This window comes from Candidatus Hydrogenedentota bacterium, from assembly GCA_019695095.1.
Classification (GTDB): Bacteria; Hydrogenedentota; Hydrogenedentia; order Hydrogenedentales; family SLHB01; genus JAIBAQ01.
The window spans coordinates 1-6,445 of record JAIBAQ010000269.1; the positions used below are offsets into that span (position 1 = coordinate 1).

The following is a 6,445-nucleotide window of genomic DNA, read 5'->3' on the forward strand; positions in this document are numbered from 1 at the left end:
GTTTGGCTCCCCGGCCAGAACCCTCCTCGAACTATATCCGGTCCAGACCTCGAAGACGAAGCAGAGCTTTTCGGTGTCTACGAACGCCGCCGTCTCAAGCTTGTCTTCCGGAAGCCTGCTGAGAAGGCCTTCAAGTACGGCGTGAACCGCCGGTGGCTGCGGAACCCCGTCCTCGTCGCCCGGGAGATTGCTGCGGAGATGGACTCCACGCTAGGTGCGACCCAGGAAACGGTGGCGTTGGCTCGTGGGGTCACGCGCACACGGGTTTGTCAGTATCTTCGCTTGCTGCTGCTCCCACCTGACATCCTCGACTTCATCTGTGATCCTGAAAATGAGTCGAAGGTTGCCAAGGTAACAGAAGGCAGCCTACGTCACCTGTTGAAGGAGCCAACTCCGGTGGATGCCCGCCGTGCTTTTTACGCCATGATTGAGAGAGCGAACAGTGGATCTGAATGATCTGTCTACCCAATATCGGGGCCAGTTCTCGCAACGCTTCTCCGGATTCCAGTGTGGACCTGGATGGGTGGCGTTGATCGACTCAACGCTCAGGGAGCTGGCCGCTGATTGCCCTGAGTCAAGGATCGTTCAAGTGAAAGAGAAGTTCGGCGGGCTGAGGATCTACTTGGAGGACAAGACCGACGAGACCGCGAAGGCGATCCTCCGGCGGGCTGAAGAGTCGTCGCTCAGGGTATGTGAGGTCTGCGGTGCCCCCGGGCAAAGGATGGCAACCCACGGGTGGGTGCGAGTTCGATGCGATACCCACAGCGAGTACTAACGACACTTGCCACTGACAACGGCTTCGGTCCAGTAATACCCGGCCCCTCTGAAGCGATTCATTCATGGGCGCACCCCAGAGAGGCTCACTCCTCAAGCCCAGCTATTTTATGTTCTGGGAATTTGCTGACACAGCAACTCACTTGGGGCGAACAATGCAACGGGGTCGGCTCTCCGCAACCGCGCCAGGATACTGGGAATCGACGTGTCCTTGAGCCATGACTGAAGGTATTCGCGCTCTTGCAACTCCAAGGGCAATTGCTTTTGATAGATGGATTGCGCCGCACTGGCCTCAAACAACAGGTGGAAGAAATCCTCGTAATCGGCGGGATTCTCCGGGACTGAAGACCAGTCAATCGGCGAGGGGACACGCAATAAAACATCATCGGCCTTGAAGCCTGGTTTTCCCGAATACAGACCGATTGCCCGGTTTACGATATAACCGCCAAAGGTATAGTAGCAAATACCTTCCGCAGTTCTGTAAAACGGGAGCTGTGAAGCGGCAAATGACGCACGTATGGAAGAGATGAATCTCCCGACCGTCTCCGAAAGCGCGTTGCTGAACTGACCCTGCACCGCGCCGTCCGTATGAATGAATGTCCACATGCGGTCGGTGATGTATGGATTGGAGGCAATTCCTCTTCCTCCATAGGAGAACTCAATGGCTTCCGTCCTTCCTTTGGCCGCTTCCAGGTGAATGCCCTCTCGCGAGACCTTCTTCACTCGCCAATTCTTCCCAGCAAATCGGACGGACACGTTGCCCCGAATCCGCAACAGATTGATTGCGGGCACTTCTCCGAGGTGCTTTGCCCCATGAAACAGATCAACCGTTTGGGAACCGACCCCGAAGTTTCCGTAGATCATCTTCATATCAACGAGCCGATGAACATCCTCGTCCGCGCCGTAGCGATTCTTGTAGCCGTGGCGTTGGAGGAGGCCATTCGATGCCAGTTCGGCCAGAATCGACTCAACCACTCCGCGTTGGAGATAGGGCCTATGCTGGAACAGATCGCACAAATCGGCTATGCGGGTGAATCGGCCATCGTCCGACACAATGATGCTCAAGCACTGCTGGCCGACAGCGCCGAATAGTTCATAGGGCTCGCTGATTGGCAATTCGCCTTTCGTCGCGGCATCCAGCAACGCGGCAAAGCGAATGGCATCCAATGAAACGGAGTCGCTATCGTCCGGCACAAGACAGACGACATTGGTCTTGTTGGAGCGTCTGTTGCCGCGCCCGATGCGCTGGAGAAACGAATCCACGCCCGAAGGAACGCCCCATAGCAACACCGCGTCAATGTCGCCGATGTCGATGCCGAGTTCCAACGTGCTCGTCGCCACGCAGATGGCTGTGCGCATGGCGGCATACTTTCGCTCGGTGTCCAGCCGCATTTCGGGAGAAAGAGAAGAGTAGTGCGCGAAAACGCTGTGACGAAGGGCCTCGTCATCCTGCAAGATACCCGCCAGCCGTTCGCACTCCCGGCGTGAGTTCGCGAAGACGAGCAACTTCGTTGGCCGCCCTTCCGTCATCTTCCGAACAAGCGAGAGGAATTGATGCCGGTTCTCGATATGCCGGATTTGGGCGTCAATGGCGCGGGCCGCCGAGAACGCGAGTAACTCGGCGCTCGCTTCCGCGCCCAACAGAAAATCGCGGATATGGGACAGATCGCCCACCGTGGCCGAGAGCGCGGCGCATTGAAGGTCGTGCGGCAGGGTCCGCCGCAGGCGTTGCAAAAGCAAGGACAGTTGAAGCCCTCGCTGCGTGTTGTAAAGCAAGTGAACTTCGTCAACGATAACAGCCTGAATCAAACCAAGTGCCGAGTCCTTTCGAAACAGCATCACATCAAGCGATTCAGGGGTTGTGATGAGCACATGCGGAGTCGGGCCGCTCTTCAAGTCATCCCGGTCGCCATGGCGCACTCCCACGCGCAGGTTCAAAGCGGACAGTGGCGGATGCAGCCGTTTCTCCAGATCGTTGACGAGAGCCTTGGTCGGCGCAATATAGAGTAGAAAGAGATAATCACCGAGAACGGCTTCGCGCCAATACTTGCTGACCAGCGGTGCCATCACTGCTTCGGTCTTGCCCGATCCCGTGCCGGAGGTCAGAACAATATTGAGGCCCGCCAATAGCGGCTCGATGGCGGCTTGCTGTGCCTCGCGCAGATCCCTGAACCGACCGTAGAATGCAGCGGCTACCCTATTGTCCAATTGGCTGGAATCACTCATCGCTAGGCGTCCAGGCTCCGATCGAGTTCTTGAACAACATGGCGAATAAACTGGCGGACTCGATCTTGGCTCGCATCCGATGAGAAGGATTCGACTTTCTTCGAAATAGCGTTCCTGCAACGCGCCGAGGGATTCCACGAGAAGGCAACGCTGTGCGCTTCAACAATACGCTCACATAGAGTCGCAATATCGTCACGCTCGATGGGGGTCATCTCAAACTGTCTGAGCAAGTCGAATTGCGAAAAATCATAGTCATACTCTCCCTTACGCGCCAACTCCTGCTTGCACTTCTGGACGAATCCGGGAGTAACTGCAAAGTATGCATTGGCCTTATACTGATGCCCGTGGAACAGCTCGAAGAGATTCCAAAATGCCTTCTTCTTGGCATCTATTCGCGGGAGGTTATAGAGTACATCCTCGAATTCATCAAGACAGAGCACGAATCCGCGCAACATCATCGCTTTGGCCGCCAGATGCAGGTCTCTAAGGAAAGCCCAGCAAAGGTCGTCGTTGCGGGTCAGGTCTAGACGCTCCTTGGTAAAGTAGCCCTTAGGTCGAGCATCCCTGTAGAACCTGCGCATTCCATCAACAAGCAGCTTGTAGAGATGACTTGGGCGACCGTCAGAGTTCATGTGCGGATTCTCGAACCAGTTCACGATGTAATCGCCGACGTCCTTTGGGCACTTGATCCATGCACGAAGACCAAGGTAAAAGGCCTCGGTCTCAAAGACTTTCTTCTGATCCCATTTCCCGTCGTGATGTAGCTCGGGCCAGACTTCCTCAGACAAGCTTCCAGTCATAATGGAGTTGTCAAATCCGTCTAGGAGGCAGCGCACTCCCTTGCCAGCCCTATTGGGAATCTCAATACCTCTGCAAACTGCGCCAATAACCTGACTGAGCTGATCGAACCTGACCCCTGACTTGGAGTCCATGGAAACTACGCTGACCATCCACCCCTTACGCAATGCCTCCTCGCGAACGAAGCGGAGAAGATGGGTTTTCCCAGCACCATAGTTTGCATTCAGTAGCAATACGTTCGATCGATCATCATCAAGTTGCTTGCAGAGGGCTGCGATTTCGTCCTGACGCCCAACGGTAAAGTGGCAAATATGTCCCTCTGGTGGAAGTCCATAGCGTAACGACTCAATGACCCGACTCGCTTCGGTGGCATCCATGGTTCAGTCCTCCCGGAGGCGGTCCATCACGTCGTCGTAGAGCTTCTCCGTTTCGCGAGGCTCGCCTTCCATGTGGTCGTCGAAATCGGAGATGAGCGCCGTCACGAGCAGCCGCCAGAACCGGACGGCGGCAAGGGAAGGATGGATGCGGAACAGTTCAGCCACCTTGTCTGCGACGGTAGGTTCAGACGGTAAGGCCGAATCGGACTCCGGATACGCCACAGCATAGACAGCTCGTATTTTTCTAGCGGCTTCCTGATAGTCCTCCAATCTTGTTTCTACGGCGTCCATGTTCCAAATGGTATCTAATGCGCGGGGATGGCGCTCTTCGGGTTTCCCGATTCGCCCGGAAAGAGCCCCATAGACGACGATACCATGCTTGGGGTCCGAGAAGAAGTCCGGCGTAGTAGCATAGATCAGGAACAACCCGGGAAGCGTTTCTATATTGTTGATGAGCGATAGAAGGTTGTTGTGCGCCTCGCGCAATGCCGATTTGCGCATGACGGAGTACGCCTGTTCCGCCTCGTCGAAGAGGATCAACAATCCCTTGTAACCGGAAAGGCGAACAAAGGCCGCAAGCGACTGGAGCATCAGTTTGGCATTGTCCTTCGACACGATCTTGCTGACGCCGAAGCGTTTGCGGAACGCGCCGACGGTGCCCTCACCACTGAACCACTGGAGGATTTCACCGCGCGTTTGCTCGATTGCGGCGGGTTCGGGCGCTTCCGGCAGGAAAGTTTCCCAATACTTCTGAACCATTTTCTTGAAGTCGACGTCGATTCCGTGGTCCGCCATCAGCGCTTCATTTGCTTTGGTGTAGTGTTCGTAGGGTATCTCGTCGCCGATCTGGCGGGTACCCGTAGCGAGCCAGGCCAAGGATTCACGAACCACCGTACCGAACGGCGCAGCCTCAAGGGTTGTATGTCCGGCGTAGTATGATGGCGTGGCAATCTGGCGGATGATGGCGGCGAATACGCTTTGAAACTTGTTCAACGCCGCGCTGCTGACATCCAGCTCGACATTGGATACCAGGCAGTCGCCTTGAAAAGCAGCCTCGCGAAGCTGGCGGAAGAAATGCGTTTTGCCTGCCCCCCAAGAGCCGCTGACGAAACGAATGATGCCTCGATCGGCGATTCCATTCAGATGGAATTTCTTGACGCCTTCCATGAGCTTTTCGTTGCCCACGGAATAGCGTTCGACCCCGCGCTGAGGCGGAATCCCCTTGCGGAGCGATTCCACCACCTGTGTTGCGACGATTCTTTGATCCACGATCACGCCTCCTTGAAGACGATGAACCCGACATAGCCGCGCCCGGCAGCGCCATGCAGGAGCATCCCTTGGTTGGTGTCTTTGGTTTGCTGCAAGTCCAGCCGCCGTCCGTCGATTTCGAACGGGCCATCCTGCGCCAGCCGCGACAGGTCCACAAGGAATTCATCGGTGCGAAAACCCTTCACGTTCTTGCCGAGCCTACGCGTGATATGACGGATGGGCACGCTCGAACCGTCCGGCTGTTTCTCCTGCTTGATGATTGACTTGTATTGAGACCGCACGGTCTGGAGGAACGTCTTGGCGTTATACTTTCGCTCGAAGATCCGCTGGCGTTCCTTCCGAACGGTTTCGACGATAGCCTCTACGTCCGCCGGAATCTCCGCCAAGCGTCCTTCATGGTCCGACAGGCGGGCGGTTTGCTTCTTTTCGTCGATCTCCAACCGGAAGAATCCGGTTTCCAAGGTGTATCTGGGATGTCTGCTCGTCGGGTCGATGGACAAGCCGCTCTTACCGAAGGCTTCTTCAAGCAATGAAGGGAAACGGCGGAATATGCGATCGCGTTCCTCCTTTGCCTGGCGATAAGCGTCCTCAATTGCCGGGATAGCCGGGTGGTTCTCCGCTCGCATCTTCTTGAGCTGTGGTGCTTCTTTGTCGAGCAGGGCGAGCAGATGTAGGATCCAGCCCTTGGAAAGGAAGGTATGACACTCAGCCCAAGCCTTTTCGGCCTGAGCGGCTGCTTCCGCCTCAGTCCTGAGGCGCTGCGCGTCCGCTTTCGAAAGGGCGTGCAACTCGCGGACTTGATCAATAATCTCTACTGGAAACTCCATGTAATGCTCCGTGTTCTCGTGTGTTCGTGACTTCACTTGCCGAGTGCTCTTCTTTACCGTCCTGTGGAATTTGGGCACAGTCTTCGATGCTCAGGCCTTGAAGATGTCCACCTTCGTCTCCAGGCACTTGCGCAAAGCCAAGTCGCTCGCGCCCACATGGAACCAACTCTCTGG

5 protein-coding genes are annotated in these 6,445 nt (G+C 56.0%); 1 reads left to right on the top strand and 4 read right to left on the bottom strand.

What is annotated here, in order from left to right; all coding sequences use genetic code 11:
- Positions 1-456, top strand: a 456-nt coding sequence (locus K1Y02_24430; protein MBX7259530.1) for a hypothetical protein, incomplete at its 5' end; no start/stop codon positions are given.
- Between the two features lie 426 nt (positions 457-882).
- Here the strand turns inward: K1Y02_24430 and K1Y02_24435 are convergent.
- From K1Y02_24435 to K1Y02_24450, 4 genes are read right to left on the bottom strand one after another with little or no spacing between them, the layout of a single operon-like run.
- On the bottom strand, positions 883-3,000 hold the full coding sequence (locus tag K1Y02_24435; GenBank protein MBX7259531.1) for a DEAD/DEAH box helicase: 2,118 nt from the start codon (positions 2,998-3,000) through the stop codon (positions 883-885).
- A gap of 2 nt (positions 3,001-3,002) precedes the next feature.
- On the bottom strand, positions 3,003-4,175 hold the full coding sequence (locus K1Y02_24440; protein ID MBX7259532.1) for an ATP-binding protein: 1,173 nt from the start codon (positions 4,173-4,175) through the stop codon (positions 3,003-3,005).
- 3 nt (positions 4,176-4,178) lie between these two features.
- Positions 4,179-5,444, bottom strand: coding sequence for an ATP-binding protein (locus K1Y02_24445; GenBank protein ID MBX7259533.1), 1,266 nt, complete (start codon positions 5,442-5,444; stop codon positions 4,179-4,181).
- A gap of 2 nt (positions 5,445-5,446) precedes the next feature.
- Entirely contained in the window at positions 5,447-6,307 is an 861-nt protein-coding gene (locus K1Y02_24450) for a hypothetical protein (protein ID MBX7259534.1), read from the bottom strand.
- Between the last annotated feature and the right edge of the window lie 138 nt (positions 6,308-6,445).

Bases quoted from the DNA above. Each gene is read 5' to 3' on its own strand.
- K1Y02_24435 (MBX7259531.1), bottom strand. From the start codon at position 3,000: ATGAGTGATTCCAGCCAATTGGACAATAGGGTAGCCGCTGCATTCTAC.
- K1Y02_24440 (MBX7259532.1), bottom strand. From the start codon at position 4,175: ATGGATGCCACCGAAGCGAGTCGGGTCATTGAGTCGTTACGCTATGGA.